This is a genomic window from Pseudomonas sp. R19M, assembly GCF_050312585.1.
GTDB lineage: Bacteria > Pseudomonadota > Gammaproteobacteria > Pseudomonadales > Pseudomonadaceae > Aquipseudomonas > Aquipseudomonas palleroniana.
This window is the reverse complement of record NZ_JBNPJV010000009.1, coordinates 96806-111757: the sequence shown is the minus strand read 5'-3', so window position 1 is coordinate 111757 and position 14952 is coordinate 96806. Positions and strand designations below refer to the sequence as shown.

The window sequence follows — 14952 nt, the reverse complement described above, 5'->3', positions numbered from 1 at the left end:
TAGGAGTTTTTTGATGTTTGATAATAAAGTTTTAATGATTACCGGTGGTACTGGCTCTTTCGGTAATACGGTTTTGAAGCGTTTTCTTGATACGAACGTAAAAGAAATTCGCGTATTTAGCCGTGACGAAAAAAAACAAGAAGACATGCGCATTGCGCTCGGTAATGACAAGGTAAAGTTTTATATCGGCGACGTACGTGATTACAACAGTATTTCCCAAGCTATGGTTGGGGTGAATTACATTTTCCATGCCGCCGCACTCAAGCAGGTTCCCTCGTGCGAGTTCTACCCGATGGAGGCCGTCAAAACCAACGTGCTGGGTACCGAGAACGTTCTGAACGCGGCGATTGCCAATAATGTGGAACGTGTTGTGGTCTTGAGCACCGACAAAGCGGTTTACCCAATCAACGCAATGGGCATTTCCAAGGCGATGGCGGAGAAGTTGGTAGTCGCCAAGTCCCGCATGATTCCGAAGGCCGGCCCGGTCATTTGCTCCACACGCTACGGTAACGTTATGGCGTCCCGTGGTTCTGTCATTCCATTGTTCATCAATCAGCTCAAGCAGGGCGGTGAACTGACCGTTACCGACCCTAATATGACGCGTTTCCTGATGTCCCTGGAAGACTCGGTCGATTTGGTGCTGCATGCATTCGAGCACGCTGAGCAAGGCGATATTTTCGTTCAGAAAGCCCCGGCTTCCACGGTAGAAGTTCTGGCTCAGGCATTGAAAGAACTCTTCAACCGCTTGAACTCAATTAAAGTCATCGGCACTCGCCACGGCGAGAAACTGTATGAGTCTTTGATTTCTCGTGAAGAAATGGCCAAAGCTGAAGATATGGGCCGTTACTATCGTATCCCGGCGGATAATCGCGACCTCAACTACGAGAAGTATTTCGTTGAAGGCGAAACCGAGATCTCCGAATTGGACGACTATACCTCCCACAACACCGAACGTCTCGACGTGGAAGGTGTTAAAAAGCTGTTGCTCAAGCTGGACTTCATTCAGGAGCAACTCAATGCTTAAGGTTATGACCCTGGTAGGAACTCGCCCGGAACTCATCAAGATGAGCCGAGTGATTGCAGAGTTGGATAAGCAGACTAATCATATTTTGGTCCACTCTGGTCAAAACTATGATTTTGAGCTCAATCAGGTATTTTTTGATGACCTGGAGATTCGCAAACCGGACTATTTTCTAGGCGCCGTCGGTGAGACCGCTGCCCAGACCATCGCACAGGTCATTGAGAAGTCCGATGAGCTTTTTGAGAAGGAAAAGCCGGACGCTCTGTTACTTTACGGTGATACCAACACCTGTTTGGCGGTTATCGCCGCCAAGCGTAGAAAGATTCCAGTGTTTCACATGGAAGCCGGTAATCGTTGCTTTGACCAGCGCGTGCCCGAGGAACTGAACCGCAAGGTATTGGATCACTTGAGCGATATCAACATGGTGCTGACCGAGCACGCTCGTCGGTACCTGCTTGATGAAGGCGTACGCCCGGAAACCATTATCAAGACGGGTTCCCACATGGAAGAAGTCTTGAACCATTACATGCCTAAGATCGAAGCCTCGGACGTGTTGGCGCGAGAAGGGCTGGAAACGGGGCGTTATTTCATTGTCAGCACGCACCGTGAGGAAAACGTTGATACCCCAGAGAACCTTCGCGACTTGCTGGGTTCCCTGAAGGCTTTGGCTGACCAATATCAATACCCGGTGATCGTGTCTACGCATCCACGTACGCGCAAGCGTCTCGAGGCGTTGGGTGAGTCGCTTGATCATCCATTGATTCGTTTCGTCAAGCCGTTCGGCTTGCTGGACTACATAAAGTTGCAGATGGGCGCTTACTGCATTCTTTCTGACAGCGGCACAATCACTGAAGAAGCTTCTCTTCTGAATCTGCCGGCCGTCACGATCCGTAACGCCCATGAGCGTCCGGAAGGTATGGACGAGGGTACGCTGATCATGTGTGGTTTGAAAACCGAGCGCGTTCTCAACGCTGTTCGTGTGGTGACATCACAACATGTACGCGGCGAGCGCAATATTGCGGTGGTCGATGATTACCTCGGCGGCGCCGTGTCCAAGAAAGTCGTACGAATCGTGCACAGTTATACCGATTACATTAACCGCACCGTTTGGTCGAAGTCATAAGCAAGGAGCTTTGTGTGCAGATATTTGTGACTGGAGCATCGGGATTTGTTGGTGGTCGGTTGGTTCGAGTTTTAGCCGCTCGCACTGATATTCGAGTCACTGTAGCTGTAAGAGGGGCGAATTTTACTTGCCCTGAAGCAGAGCAGGTCGTCCGGTTCGACGACCTTTCGACCGCGAGCTTTTCATCCGAACTCAATGGTATTGATACCGTGGTGCATTGCGCGGCTCGCGTACATGTCATGAACGACCAGGAAGCTGACCCGCTGGAGGCTTTTCGTCGTGCGAATGTGGAAGGTACTCTAAACCTTGCACGTCAGGCTGCTGCAGCGGGCGTAAGGCGGTTTGTGTTTCTCAGTTCGATCAAGGTCAATGGCGAAAGCACTGCACCGGGTGCACCTTTTACAGCCGACCAAGCGGGTAATCCGTCAGACCCTTACGGTGTTTCGAAGATGGAAGCTGAGCAGGGGTTGCGTCAGTTGGCCTCGACCACTGGAATGGAGGTCGTGATTATTCGCCCCGTACTGGTCTATGGGCCAGGTGTGAAAGCTAACTTTCGCAGCATGATGCGTTGGCTGCATAAAGGTGTGCCATTGCCTTTTGGCGCTATTCATAACGCCCGCAGTCTGGTTGCCTTGGACAACCTGGTCGATTTGATCATCACTTGCGTCAGTCACCCGGCTGCGGCTAATCAGACGTTCATGGTCAGTGATGGTGAAGATTTATCAACCACCACATTACTGCGCAAAATGGCATCTGCGTTGGGTAAGCCGGCGCGTCTTCTTCCTGTGCCCGCTGTACTGTTAAGCGTAGGGGCGAACATGCTGGGTAAGCGTAGTTTGTCACAGCGCTTGTGTGGTTCATTGCAGGTCGATATCGCCAAGACACGTTCCGTCTTGGGATGGATGCCTCCACTGTCGGTAAATGAGGCGTTGAAGGTCACTGCGTCGGATTTCATGGAAAATGAAAAGAAATGAGTTACTGGTGGATTGTTCCTGCTGTTGCGTTGGTCTCATTTGTGATGACCGCTGTCATCCGTCGATACGCGCTTTCGCGAAGCATCATTGATATCCCGAATGCGCGCAGCTCGCACTCGGTACCCACGCCTCGAGGCGGTGGGGTAGCGATTGTGCTTGCCTTCCTTGCTGTTATTCCGCTGCTGGCATGGCTTGGGCTGGTATCTACGGACTCGTTGGTTGCAGTAGGGGGGGCCGGAGCCCTGGTTGCAGTGCTGGGCTTCATGGACGATCACGGCCATATCGCTGCTCGTTGGCGTTTGGTTGGCCATTTTTCCGCAGCCATTTGGGCGTTGTTCTGGCTCAACGGGCTCGCTCCGCTGAGCGTTTTTGGATGGACTCTGGAGCTCGGTATAGTCGGTAGCGTACTGGCTGCTGTGTATATGGTGTGGATGCTCAACCTCTATAATTTCATGGACGGAATCGATGGTATCGCCAGTGTTGAGGCAATGTGCGCATGTCTGGGAGCCTGCTTGCTTTATACGATGAGCGGACATCAGGATATGATCTGGTTGCCCTTGCTATTGGCTGCTGCGGTGGGAGCGTTTCTGCTCTGGAATTTCCCACCCGCAAAAATATTCATGGGTGATGCCGGAAGTGGATTTTTGGGTGTCATCTTAGCCTGCTTCTCCATCCAGGCTGCGTGGACCCAATCGTCATTCTTCTGGGCCTGGTTGATATTGCTGGGGGTATTTGTGGTCGATGCAACCTTCACTTTGGTACGGCGCTTATTGCGCGGTGATAAGGTTTACGAAGCTCATCGCAGCCATGCTTACCAATTTGCTTCGCGTAAATTCGGCAAACATCTGCCTGTGACTTTGGCAGTGGCGGCCATCAATGTATTCTGGCTTTTGCCCATATCCATGGGTGTTGTTTTATACGGTTTGGATGGCGCCTGGGGGCTGGTTCTCGGCTATCTACCGCTGGTTGCTCTGGCGATAAAATTTCATGCTGGCGAGCTTGAGAAGCCGAGTGTTGGCAAATAAGTAGTATCTGCAGCCAGACTGGACGTTATGACGACTCCATATTTGGCGCTGCGAGCACAAGGCATTGGAGTGTATAGAGGTGTTTGAAGAGGCTATGGATAAGTTACGGGCGTATTTGGTCGCGCTACCTAGACGAAAAAAACGACTGATTCAGATTGGTACTGATGTATTTTTGGTTTGGTTAGCCTTGTGGCTCGCGTTCGTCGTACGCCTGGGCGTTGACGAACTGGTTAATCCGGTTCGTGTGCACCTCTGGTTGTTCATTGCCGCTCCTATTGTCGGAATCCCTCTGTTCGTACGCTTCGGTATGTATCGAGCGGTGATGCGTTACTTCGGTAACGATGCACTTATCGCGATTATTAAAGCGGTCAGCCTGTCGTCACTGATTCTCGGTGTGGTCGTCTACTGGTACAGCAACCACCAGAACGTGGTTCCACGTTCCATAATTTTCAACTATTGGTGGTTGAGCCTCATTATGGTTGGTGGCCTGCGCCTGGCAATGCGTCAGTATTTTCTGGGTGACTGGTTTGCCGCGTCACAGCATGTCCCGTTCACAAGTCGTGACGATGGCCTGTCGCGTGTTGCCATCTATGGTGCTGGTGCTGCGGGGAACCAATTGGTTGCTGCTTTGCGTATGGGCAGAGTGATGCGTCCAGTCGCCTTTATCGACGATGACGTCAGTATTACTGATCGCGTTATCTCCGGGCTGCAAGTCTATAAGCCAAAGCACATCCAGCGAATGATCGACGCCACTGGCGCTCAAGAAATCCTGCTCGCAATCCCTTCATCGAACCGTGGGCGCCGTCGCGAAATCCTGGGGTTCCTCGAAGGCTTTCCTCTCCACGTACGAAGCGTTCCAGGTTTCATGGACCTCGCCAGCGGCCGTGTAAAGGTGGATGACATCCAGGAAGTCGACATTGCCGACCTGTTAGGGCGTGACGCGGTGCCTGCACAAGGTGAATTGCTGGAGCGCTGCATTAAAGGAAAAAGTGTCCTTGTGACCGGCGCGGGTGGGTCGATCGGATCCGAGCTATGCCGACAAATCCTGGCTTTGCGACCGACTACATTGCTGCTGTTCGAACACAGCGAATTCAACCTCTACAGCATCCTTTCGGAACTGGAGCAGCGAATCACCCGTGAGTCGCTCCCGGTGAAGCTGTTGCCGATCCTGGGCTCTGTGCGCAATCAGTCTAAACTGCTTGATGTGATGAAAACCTGGCACGTCGATACGGTCTATCATGCCGCCGCCTACAAGCATGTGCCCATGGTTGAACACAACATCGCCGAGGGGGTGTTGAACAATGTGATCGGCACATTGAATACCGCCCAGGCTGCATTGCAGGCGGGAGTGGAGAACTTTGTTCTGATCTCGACGGACAAGGCAGTTCGTCCTACCAATGTCATGGGCAGTACCAAACGCTTGGCTGAGTTGACTTTGCAAGCCCTGAGTCGCGAATTGGCACCCGTACTGTTCGGTGACAAATCAAATGTCTCGCGGGTCAATAAAACTCGTTTCACCATGGTGCGTTTTGGCAATGTGCTGGGTTCTTCGGGCTCGGTGATTCCGCTCTTCCACAAGCAGATCAAGTCGGGTGGCCCGCTCACGGTGACCCACCCCAAGATCACCCGTTACTTCATGACTATCCCTGAGGCCGCGCAGTTGGTGATTCAGGCAGGCTCTATGGGCCTTGGTGGTGATGTATTTGTGCTGGACATGGGGGAACCGGTAAAAATCGTCGAGCTCGCGGAGAAGATGATTCACCTGTCTGGCCTGAGTGTTCGCTCAGACAAGAACCCGCACGGCGATATAGCCATCGAGTTTTCCGGCTTGCGGCCTGGTGAAAAACTTTACGAAGAGTTGCTGATCGGTGACAACGTGGTCGCCACCCAGCACCCGATGATCATGAGCGCCAACGAAGACCATCTCGCTTGGGACGTACTCAAAGGGAAGCTGAGCGAGCTGCTTGCCGCCGTGGATGAGGACGATTACACCCGAGTCCGCCAATTACTGCGCGACACCGTCAGCGGCTACTCTCCCGACGGCGAAATTGTCGACTGGATCTACCAGCAGCGTCGCCTCGAGCCCTGAGCTAACACCCTGTTACTCACTCACTTTTGACTCTCTCCTAACATCACCTAAGTTAGAAAAGCAGCTTCGGAAAAGCTGCTTTTCTCTTACCGATGTCATGGAGCGTCACCAATGCAAAACGCGTACATCTCTTCCCTTATCTTCGCCTTCCTCACCAGCTTCTCAGTCGCTACCATCGCGGCTCCATCCGCCAAGCCGGAAGCTCCGGCCGCCGTTGCGGCGCAGAAGGTCCAGGTCGAGCAATCCGCCAAGGTCAACCTTAACGCCGCTGACGCCGAAACCCTGCGTCGCGATCTGTTTGGTATCGGAGCGGCCAAAGCCAAGGCGATCATCGCCTATCGTGAAAGCAACGGCCCCTTCACGGCGGTAGATGAGTTGTTGGAAGTGAAGGGCATCGGCAAGGCGTTGCTGGAGAAAAATCGCGACAGGCTGATCATCAATTGAATATGTGAAAAATCGCCCAGGAGGCCGGTCATTGACCGGCCTTTTCTGCATCTGAAACCTTATCGGCAGGATGTCCCAACAACCTTGGCATGAAAAGTGATTACCTCTGTTCCCGGCATTGTTCAACAATCCTGAGGTAACGATGACTCTCAATTTGTCCCTGGCTGACCAGATCGCCCTCGAATTACGTGCCGATATCATCGGCGGGCGTTTGCTGCCAGGTATGGCGCTGGTCGAAGGTGACCTGGTCAAGGGATACAACGCTTCGCGCAATACCATCCGCGAAGCGCTGCATCGTCTAGGGCAGGAAGGGCTTACGCGCTATATACGCAACAAAGGTGTGATGGTCCGGCGCTTGGAAAGGGAGGAGGTGCGCGACCTGTTCGTCGTACGCCGCACTCTGGAGCTGCAGGCTATTGCCCAGAGCGGCGCGCTGACGACTGATCAGGCCGCACACATGCAAAACGCGATTGAGGCAACCAGTCTTGCCCGTGAGCGTGAGGATTGGCGAGCAGTGGCCACTCACAGCCTGCTGTTCCATCAGCAGATTGTCAGGCTGATGCGCAGCCCGTTGTTCGATGAGTTTTTCGCCCAAGTGATTGCCCAACTGCGGTTGGTGTTCTGTGCCGCCCCTGATGAGCAGCGTTTCCAGTCGCCCTGGCTGGAGCGCGACCGTGAGATTTACCAGTTACTGATCCAGGAAGATAAACCGGCGGCAGGGGAGGCGATGAGCCTGTACCTGGACGATTCCGAACGCCTTTCCCTTGCCTTGTTTGATCACCCTTGAAGGAGGGTTGCCCCATGTACAAAGACTACCCAGCTGCTTACCAAGTCAGCAAAGGCTCTGCGCTGCAAGTCGATACGGCGTTCTATGAGCGTATTCGGGACCGGGCCGGCCAGCGTACGCTGATCGAACAGTTCGAGGTGCCAATCCGGACGGGAAGGGCGTGGAAAGTACCGGCCGGGCATGTGTTCCGTGTCACTACGCCGGTGGGGCCGCAGGTGGGGGACTTCAACGTGTGGAACGCCAATGACCCGCGCGAACGTCTGTGGGCGGCGCGTACGAGGCAATTGCAGGGCGCCCATGTCAGCACCCACGACCGGTTATGGTCCAACCTGCCATTTTTAAGACCTCTGGTAACGATCACCGATGACAGTCTGGCCGGCTATGGCATCGACGAACATGGCGGTCGTTTGCATGATCTGCTGGGCACGCGCTGCGATCCGTATGTGAACCGCATGCTGACAGGCGAGGACTTCCATCATCATTGCCACTCCAACCTCACGCGTGCGGTATTACCCCACGGCCTGACGGAATTCGATGTGCATGACGTGCTGAATATCTTCCAGTGCACCGGGCTCAATCATGACGATATGTACTTCATGAAAGCCTGCCCGGCGCAGAAGGGCGACTACCTGGAGTTCTTCGCCGAGATTGATCTGCTGTGCGCATTGTCGACTTGCCCTGGCGGAGATCTCTCGCTGCCGATGTGGGGGCCGGACGCGCAGGACCCGTTGACGGTGTGCCGTCCGCTGGGGGTCGAAATCTACCGATTGGAGGATGAGTTATTGGACGGCTGGAGCCAGCCTGAGCGTGCTGCCTACAAAGGGCAGCACGGTTTGCACATTGCCAAGGCGGCCTGGGAGTAAACCGGCTTAGCGATCCTGCGCATCCTTGGCGTCGGCCTGGGCGTTGCGTTCGGCCACGCGTTTACGTTGTTCGTCGGTAAGTTCCACCTTGTTGGCGCTGTCACGCAGCATCAGCAGCCCACCGACGATCGACCCGATCGCTACCACTAAAATCAACCACGCATACCACGGCATAAGGCTCTCCTTGAGGCGGACTATCGTGGGAGAATTTTCCCACAGTAGTACCGCTTTGAGTCACGGGCATTCTGAGTAGTTCAGTGTAGGCCCGTTCCGCCTCAATATCTCAGAGCCCGGTCAACATCGCATCCGCCGGTGCGTCGGCGCGGTCCTGTGCGGTCATCTGGAAGTACACGAACCCCACCAGCATGAAACCCAGGAAGATCAAGCCGATCAGCGCATTGAACCAGGCCATGGCCACCAGGCACACCACGGCCAGCACCAGTGCAATGCCCGGCACGATGGGATAGCCCGGCGCGCGGAACGTACGTTCCAGCAGTGGCTCGGTCTTACGCAGCTTGAACAGGCTGAGCATGCTCATGATGTACATCACGATGGCACCGAACACCGCCATGGTGATCATGGCCGCTGTCAGTGTCATGCCGCCCAGGTTGATCAGGCCATCGCTGTAGATGGCGGCGATGCCGACCACGCCACCGGCGATGATCGCCCGGTGCGGTGTCTGAAAACGCGACAGTTTGGCCAGGAAGGACGGCAGGTAGCCCGCACGCGCCAGGGCAAAGAACTGACGCGAGTAGCCGAGGATGATGCCGTGGAAACTGGCCACCAGCCCGAACAGGCCAATCCAGACCAGCATGTGCAGCCAGCCCGAACCGTTACCGACCACGGCCTTCATGGCTTGGGGCAGCGGGTCGTTGATGTTCGACAGTGCACGCCAGTCGCCCACGCCGCCGGCAAAGAACATCACGCCCATGGCCAGGATTACCAGCGTCAGGATGCCGCTGATATAGGCTTTCGGGATGGTGCGTTTCGGATCTTTCGCCTCTTCGGCCGCCATGGCGGCACCTTCAATAGCCAGGAAGAACCAGATGGCGAAGGGGATCGCCGCGAACATCCCGGCAATCGCCGGCGCGCCGAAGGTATCCGCACCGGCCCAGCCATTGAGGGCAAAGTTGCTGAAGCTGAATGCCGGCGCGACCACGCCCATGAAGACCAGCAATTCGGCGACCGCGAGTACACACACCACCAGTTCGAACGTGGCAGCGAGCTTCACCCCGAGAATGTTGAGGCCCATGAACACGATGTAGGCACCGACGGCTGCGTGTTTCGGGTCCAGTGCGGGGAACTGCACATTCAGGTAAGCACCGATGGCCAAGGCGATGGCGGGGGGCGCAAACACAAACTCGATCAAGGTCGCGAGACCGGCGATCAAGCCGCCTTTTTCACCAAAGGCGCGGCGGCTGTAGGCAAACGGCCCGCCGGCATGGGGGATGGCAGTCGTCAGCTCGGTGAAGCTGAAGATAAAGCAGGTGTACATCGCCGCGACCATCAGCGACGTCACCAGAAACCCCAGCGTGCCTGCCACGCCCCAGCCGTAGCTCCAGCCAAAATACTCGCCGGAAATCACCAGGCCGACCGCGATGCCCCACAGGTGCAAGGTGCCCAAAGTGGGTTTGAGTTGTGTATTCATTATGGGGTGCTCCCTGAACCGGTTGGAATGATTCAAGGTGTTGCAGCGGCCATGCCAGCCCACGCAACCGTGTCGTAAAGACACGCGACTGTCGTCGGGGGAACGGTTTGGCGTTTGAAAGTCGCTGGAGTTGCACCAGCAAAGTGCGGCAGAGACTCGACTGGCGCTTTCGCGAGCAAGCCCGCTCCCACACTTCACCGAGGTTCATCAGAAAATACGCGGTCAAGTGTGGGAGCGGGCTTGCTCGCGAAGAGGCCCTCCCAGCCCCTGTAAACCTCCTGTAAAGCCACTCTTTACGCCGTCTTTACGCCCCGCCCACGCCCTCGGTCTCGTTCCTTTACGCCGCTCCTGCGGACAATTGCCTCACACGCGGCAATCGCCGCAAAACGGAGAGACTTCCATGAGCGTTCTGGACGCGGTGTCACTGCTATTGGCCGTGGCGCTGTTCATTTATCTGCTGGTTGCGCTGTTACGCGCGGATCGGAACTAGGAGCGGGCTATGCACAGTTATGACTATTGGCTGATCATCGCCTTTTTTGCCGTGGTGCTGGTGCCGGCGCCGTTCCTGGGGCGGTTCTACTACAAGGTGATGGAAGGCCAGCGCACGTGGTTGAGCCCGGTTCTGGCGCCGGTGGAAAAAGCCTGCTATCGCCTGTCGGGCGTCGACGAGCACCAGGAGCAAAGCTGGCAGAAGTACACGCTGGCGCTGATCGCGTTTAACCTGGCCGGTTTTGTGTTGCTGTTTGCGATCCTGCTGTTCCAGGACTACCTCCCACTGAACCCGCAGAAATTGCCGGGGCAGGAGTGGACGCTGGCCTTCAACACCGCGGTCAGTTTCATGACCAATACCAACTGGCAGAACTACAGCGGCGAAGCGTCCCTGAGCTACCTCAGCCAGATGGTCGGCCTGACCGTGCAGAACTTCGTCAGCGCCGCCACCGGCCTGGCCGTCCTGGTCGCGCTCTGCCGCGGTATCGGTCGCAAGTCCACCAAGACCTTGGGTAACTTCTGGGTCGATATGACCCGCGCCACCCTCTATGGCCTGTTGCCCTTGTGCCTGGTGCTTGCGCTGTTCCTGGTATGGCAGGGCGTACCGCAGACCTTCGCGCATTACGTGGACGCTGTGACCCTGCAGGGCGTGGATCAAGTGATTCCGCTGGGCCCTGCGGCCAGCCAGATTGCGATTAAACAACTGGGCACCAACGGCGGCGGTTTCTTCGGCGTCAACTCCGCCCACCCCTTCGAAGACCCGACTGCCTGGGCCAACCTGTTTGAATTGGCCGCGATCATTCTGATCCCCGTGGCACTGGTGTTCACCTTCGGTCACTACGTCAAGGACCTGCGCCAGAGCCGCGCGATCCTGGGCTGCATGCTGGCCCTGTTCCTGATTGGTGGCGCGACTTCGCTGTGGGCCGAATACCAGCCCAACCCGACCCTGACCAACCCGGCGGTTGAGCAAACCGCACCGCTTGAGGGTAAAGAAGCGCGCTTCGGCACCACCGGCACCGTGCTGTGGTCGGTGACTACCACGGCGGCGTCCAACGGTTCGGTCAACGGCATGCAAGACAGCCTCAATCCCCTGAGCGGGATGGTGGCGCTGGTCAACATGATGGTCGGCGAAGTGATCTTCGGCGGCGTCGGCGCGGGCATGTACGGCATGTTGCTCAACGTGTTGATCGCGGTCTTCCTCGCCGGCCTGATGATCGGCCGTACTCCCGAATACCTAGGCAAGAAGCTGCAGGCCAAGGAAGTGCAATTGCTCGTCGTGACCCTGCTGGTCATGCCGGTGGGTGTGCTGGTACTCGGCGCTATCGCCGCGAGCCTGCCCGGCCCGGCCGGTGCCATCAGTAACCCAGGGCCGCACGGGTTCAGCCAGTTGCTGTATGCCTATACCTCGGCCAGCGCCAACAACGGCTCGGCCTTCGGCGGTTTCAGTGGCAACACCGCGTTCCATAACCTGATGTTGGGCCTGGGCATGTTGATCGGCCGCTTCGGCTACATCCTTCCGGTACTGGCCCTGGCCGGTAGCCTGGCGATGAAGAAGACCGCGCCGATCGGCCAGAACAGCTTCCCCACCCACGGCCCGCTGTTCGTGACGTTGTTGACCGTGACCATCTTGCTGGTGGGCGGCCTGACTTTCCTGCCGACACTGGCGTTGGGCCCCATCGCCGAACACTTGAGCATGGGCTTCTGATAAGGGATATGACAATGAATATGCCTGCAAAAAATGCGGCTTCCGTAGCCACCCAGGAACCCGCCAAAACCGCCATCTCCGCCCTGTGGCGCCCGGCGCTGGGCCAGGCTTTCGTCAAGCTGGACCCACGGCAGCTGCAACGCTCGCCGGTCATGCTGGTGGTTGAACTGACCGCCATCCTGACGACCGTGTTGTGCTTCGTGCCCGACACCGCCGTGCCGACCTTTGTCGCCGTGCAAATCGCGGTGTGGCTGTGGTTTACCGTGTTGTTCGCCAACTTCGCCGAAGCCTTGGCCGAAGGTCGCGGCAAGGCCCGCGCCGACAGCCTCAAGGCCGGCAGTGAAGGTCTGAGCGCACGGCGTAAAGAGGCCGATGGCAGTTTCAAGGTGGTGCCGGCCACCAGCCTGCGCAAAGGCGACGTGGTCCGCGTTGCCGCCGGGGAAATGATCCCCGGTGACGGCGAGGTCATCGAAGGGATTGCGGCGGTCAACGAAGCGGCGATCACGGGCGAATCCGCGCCGGTGATCCGCGAGTCCGGCGGCGACCGTTCGGCCGTCACCGGCAACACCCGGCTGGTGTCGGACTGGTTGCTGATCCGCATCAGCGCCAACCCCGGTGAGTCGACCCTGGATCGTATGATCGCCCTCGTGGAAGGCGCCAAACGTCAGAAAACCCCCAACGAAGTCGCGTTGGACATTTTGCTGATCGGCCTGACCCTGATCTTCCTGTTGGTGGTGGTGACCCTGCAGCCATTCGCTCACTTCGCCAATGGCAGCTTGCCGCTGGTGTTCCTGGTCGCACTGCTGGTGACGTTGATTCCTACCACCATTGGTGGGCTGTTGTCGGCCATCGGTATCGCCGGCATGGACCGCCTGGTGCGCCTCAACGTGATTGCCAAGTCCGGGCGTGCCGTGGAAGCGGCGGGGGATGTACACGTATTGCTGCTGGATAAAACCGGCACCATCACGTTCGGCAACCGTCGCTGCGCGGCAGTGCTCGCAGCGCCTGGCGTCAGCGGTCGGGACCTGGCCGAAGGTGCCTTGCTGGCGTCGCTGGCGGACGATACGGCCGAAGGCAAGTCCATCGTCGAATACCTGCGCGCCCTGCACCCCCAGGCCGAGCCGACCCTGGATCAACTGACCGCCGTGCCGTTCAGTGCCGAAACCCGTTTATCGGGTGTCGACTACCAGGGCCGTGTGTACCGCAAAGGTGCCGTGGATTCGCTGCTGGCATTCATTGGCCAACAACGTCGTGATCTGCAACCGGCACTGTCCCGCGAAATCGACAAGATTGCCCAGAGCGGCGGCACACCGCTGCTGGTGTGCGCCGATGGCAAATTGCTGGGTGCGATCCATCTCAAGGACGTGGTCAAGCCTGGCATCCGCGAGCGTTTCGCCGAGTTGCGCAAACTGGGCATCCGCACGGTGATGGTCACCGGCGACAACCCGCTGACCGCCGCCGCGATTGCCGCCGAGGCGGGTGTGGACGACGTGCTGGCCGAAGCCACGCCGGAGAAGAAACTCGCCCGCATTCGCCACGAACAGAACGACGGCCGGTTGGTAGCGATGTGCGGTGACGGCGCCAACGATGCCCCGGCACTGGCCCAGGCCGACGTCGGCATGGCGATGAATGATGGCACCCAGGCCGCTCGCGAAGCCGCCAACATGGTCGACCTCGACAGCGACCCGACCAAGCTGCTGGACGTGGTACAGATCGGCAAGGAATTACTGGTCACCCGAGGTGCGTTGACCACCTTTTCCATCGCCAACGACGTGGCCAAGTATTTCGCGATCCTGCCGGCGCTGTTTGCCGCGATCTACCCGCAGTTGGGCGTGCTCAACGTCATGCACTTGCAGAGCCCGCAAAGCGCGATTCTCTCGGCCATCGTGTTCAACGCGCTGATCATCGTGGTGCTGATTCCGCTGGCGCTGCGCGGTGTGCGCGTGCAGGCGGCAAGTGCGGCGGCGCTGTTGCGGCGCAACCTGCTGATCTATGGGCTGGGCGGGATTCTGGTGCCGTTCGTGGGTATCAAGGCGATCGACATGCTGTTGACCGCACTGCACCTGGTGTAACCCACCCCACTGGTTTGTCGATTTATTGAGGATGTGAAGATGACTAACATGATCCGCCCGGCCCTGAGCCTGCTGGTCCTCATGACCCTGATCACCGGCGTGGCTTACCCCTTGGTCGTCACCGGTGTCGCCCAGGTGGCGTTTCCCGACCAGGCCAATGGCAGCCTGGTGCGCGATGATAGCGGCAAGGTGCGCGGCTCCAGCCTGATCGCACAGGACTTTACCGGTGACAGCTGGTTCCATCCGCGCCCGTCGGCCGGTGCCTTTGCGACGGTGTCCAGCAGCGCCAGCAACCTGGGCCCAAGCAACCCGGCGCTGGCGACGCGCATTTTTGATGACGCGAATAAACAGTGGGTGCCCAGCCAGGGCCCGGTCCCTCTGGCATCGCTGACTACCTCCGGCAGCGGTCTTGATCCACACTTGCCACCGCAGGCAATTGCCTATCAACTGGCGCGGGTGGCGGCCGCGCGGAATGTGCCGGTCTCGACCTTGCAGCGGTTGTTGGATGAACATATCGAAAGCCCGTTGGTGGGGCCGCCGGTGGTTAATGTACTGGCACTGAACATGGCCCTGGAAAAACTCTGATCCCGTGTGGGAGGGGGCTTGCTCCCGATAGCGGTGTCTCAGCTACAGATAGTGCAACTGACCCACCGCTATCGGGAGCAAGCCCCTTCCCACCGTTGATCTTCATCGAGCCAGATTAGATAAATAC

At 57.5% G+C, this 14952-nt stretch carries 14 protein-coding genes; 12 read left to right on the top strand and 2 right to left on the bottom strand.

The annotated features are described in order from the left end of the window. Positions 1-13: 13 nt before the first annotated feature. The 8 genes from ACQRBT_RS01180 (at position 14) to ACQRBT_RS01145 (ending at position 8326) form a co-directional block, all read left to right on the top strand. On the top strand, positions 14-1024 hold the full coding sequence (locus ACQRBT_RS01180; protein ID WP_104995872.1) for a nucleoside-diphosphate sugar epimerase/dehydratase: 1011 nt from the start codon (positions 14-16) through the stop codon (positions 1022-1024). Then, entirely contained in the window at positions 1017-2144 is a 1128-nt protein-coding gene (gene wecB / locus ACQRBT_RS01175) for a non-hydrolyzing UDP-N-acetylglucosamine 2-epimerase (protein ID WP_161548814.1), read from the top strand. The genes ACQRBT_RS01180 and wecB overlap by 8 nt, the downstream gene beginning before the upstream one ends. A gap of 14 nt (positions 2145-2158) precedes the next feature. Continuing rightward, positions 2159-3118, top strand: coding sequence for a UDP-glucose 4-epimerase family protein (locus ACQRBT_RS01170; RefSeq protein WP_104995874.1), 960 nt, complete (start codon positions 2159-2161; stop codon positions 3116-3118). Further along, positions 3115-4143, top strand: coding sequence for an MraY family glycosyltransferase (locus ACQRBT_RS01165; RefSeq protein WP_104995875.1), 1029 nt, complete (start codon positions 3115-3117; stop codon positions 4141-4143). Before ACQRBT_RS01170 ends, ACQRBT_RS01165 begins: the two co-directional genes overlap by 4 nt. 94 nt (positions 4144-4237) lie before the next feature. Continuing rightward, on the top strand, positions 4238-6232 hold the full coding sequence (locus ACQRBT_RS01160) for a polysaccharide biosynthesis protein (RefSeq protein WP_104995876.1): 1995 nt from the start codon (positions 4238-4240) through the stop codon (positions 6230-6232). A 111-nt stretch (positions 6233-6343) separates the two neighbouring features. Continuing rightward, a complete protein-coding gene (locus ACQRBT_RS01155; protein ID WP_060753225.1) occupies positions 6344-6676 on the top strand; it encodes a ComEA family DNA-binding protein in 333 nt (110 codons plus the stop codon). A 142-nt stretch (positions 6677-6818) separates the two neighbouring features. After that, positions 6819-7463 carry a GntR family transcriptional regulator gene (locus ACQRBT_RS01150; RefSeq protein ID WP_060753226.1) on the top strand — a complete coding sequence of 215 codons (645 nt, stop codon included), beginning with the start codon at positions 6819-6821 and terminating at the stop codon, positions 7461-7463. A 14-nt stretch (positions 7464-7477) separates the two neighbouring features. Further along, positions 7478-8326: an urea carboxylase-associated family protein gene (locus tag ACQRBT_RS01145; protein WP_412047187.1), complete on the top strand. Its 849-nt coding sequence runs from the start codon at positions 7478-7480 to the stop codon at positions 8324-8326. A gap of 6 nt (positions 8327-8332) precedes the next feature. On the opposite strand, the gene ACQRBT_RS01140 is transcribed toward ACQRBT_RS01145, so the two are convergent. Next, positions 8333-8500 (bottom strand): DUF2897 family protein, encoded by a 168-nt coding sequence (locus ACQRBT_RS01140; RefSeq protein ID WP_008437727.1) that lies wholly within the window; start codon positions 8498-8500, stop codon positions 8333-8335. Between the two features lie 109 nt (positions 8501-8609). Then, a complete protein-coding gene (gene eat, locus ACQRBT_RS01135; protein WP_060753228.1) occupies positions 8610-9974 on the bottom strand; it encodes an ethanolamine permease in 1365 nt (454 codons plus the stop codon). Between the two features lie 400 nt (positions 9975-10374). Between eat and kdpF the strand changes: the two genes are divergently transcribed. From kdpF to kdpC, 4 genes are read left to right on the top strand one after another with little or no spacing between them, the layout of a single operon-like run. Further along, the gene (kdpF, locus tag ACQRBT_RS01130) at positions 10375-10464 is read left to right on the top strand and encodes a K(+)-transporting ATPase subunit F (protein ID WP_057703805.1); all 90 of its coding nucleotides are present in this window, start codon (positions 10375-10377) and stop codon (positions 10462-10464) included. Positions 10465-10473: 9 nt separating this feature from the next. Further along, positions 10474-12168 carry a potassium-transporting ATPase subunit KdpA gene (gene kdpA / locus ACQRBT_RS01125; protein ID WP_090366056.1) on the top strand — a complete coding sequence of 565 codons (1695 nt, stop codon included), beginning with the start codon at positions 10474-10476 and terminating at the stop codon, positions 12166-12168. A gap of 14 nt (positions 12169-12182) precedes the next feature. Continuing rightward, entirely contained in the window at positions 12183-14240 is a 2058-nt protein-coding gene (gene kdpB, locus ACQRBT_RS01120; protein WP_174554020.1) for a potassium-transporting ATPase subunit KdpB, read from the top strand. 39 nt (positions 14241-14279) lie between these two features. Beyond that, on the top strand, positions 14280-14825 hold the full coding sequence (gene kdpC / locus ACQRBT_RS01115) for a potassium-transporting ATPase subunit KdpC (RefSeq protein ID WP_090366052.1): 546 nt from the start codon (positions 14280-14282) through the stop codon (positions 14823-14825). Positions 14826-14952: the final 127 nt, after the last annotated feature.

Excerpts from the sequence above, each read along its gene's own strand:
- ACQRBT_RS01160 (WP_104995876.1), top strand. The coding sequence starts at position 4,238 with ATGGATAAGTTACGGGCGTATTTGGTCGCGCTACCTAGACGAAAAAAA.
- kdpA (WP_090366056.1), top strand. The coding sequence starts at position 10,474 with ATGCACAGTTATGACTATTGGCTGATCATCGCCTTTTTTGCCGTGGTG.
- ACQRBT_RS01165 (WP_104995875.1), top strand. The coding sequence starts at position 3,115 with ATGAGTTACTGGTGGATTGTTCCTGCTGTTGCGTTGGTCTCATTTGTG.
- ACQRBT_RS01150 (WP_060753226.1), top strand. The coding sequence starts at position 6,819 with ATGACTCTCAATTTGTCCCTGGCTGACCAGATCGCCCTCGAATTACGT.
- eat (WP_060753228.1), bottom strand. The coding sequence starts at position 9,974 with ATGAATACACAACTCAAACCCACTTTGGGCACCTTGCACCTGTGGGGC.
- ACQRBT_RS01155 (WP_060753225.1), top strand. The coding sequence starts at position 6,344 with ATGCAAAACGCGTACATCTCTTCCCTTATCTTCGCCTTCCTCACCAGC.
- ACQRBT_RS01145 (WP_412047187.1), top strand. The coding sequence starts at position 7,478 with ATGTACAAAGACTACCCAGCTGCTTACCAAGTCAGCAAAGGCTCTGCG.
- kdpC (WP_090366052.1), top strand. The coding sequence starts at position 14,280 with ATGACTAACATGATCCGCCCGGCCCTGAGCCTGCTGGTCCTCATGACC.
- ACQRBT_RS01180 (WP_104995872.1), top strand. The coding sequence starts at position 14 with ATGTTTGATAATAAAGTTTTAATGATTACCGGTGGTACTGGCTCTTTC.
- wecB (WP_161548814.1), top strand. The coding sequence starts at position 1,017 with ATGCTTAAGGTTATGACCCTGGTAGGAACTCGCCCGGAACTCATCAAG.
- ACQRBT_RS01140 (WP_008437727.1), bottom strand. The coding sequence starts at position 8,500 with ATGCCGTGGTATGCGTGGTTGATTTTAGTGGTAGCGATCGGGTCGATC.
- kdpB (WP_174554020.1), top strand. The coding sequence starts at position 12,183 with ATGAATATGCCTGCAAAAAATGCGGCTTCCGTAGCCACCCAGGAACCC.
- kdpF (WP_057703805.1), top strand. The coding sequence starts at position 10,375 with ATGAGCGTTCTGGACGCGGTGTCACTGCTATTGGCCGTGGCGCTGTTC.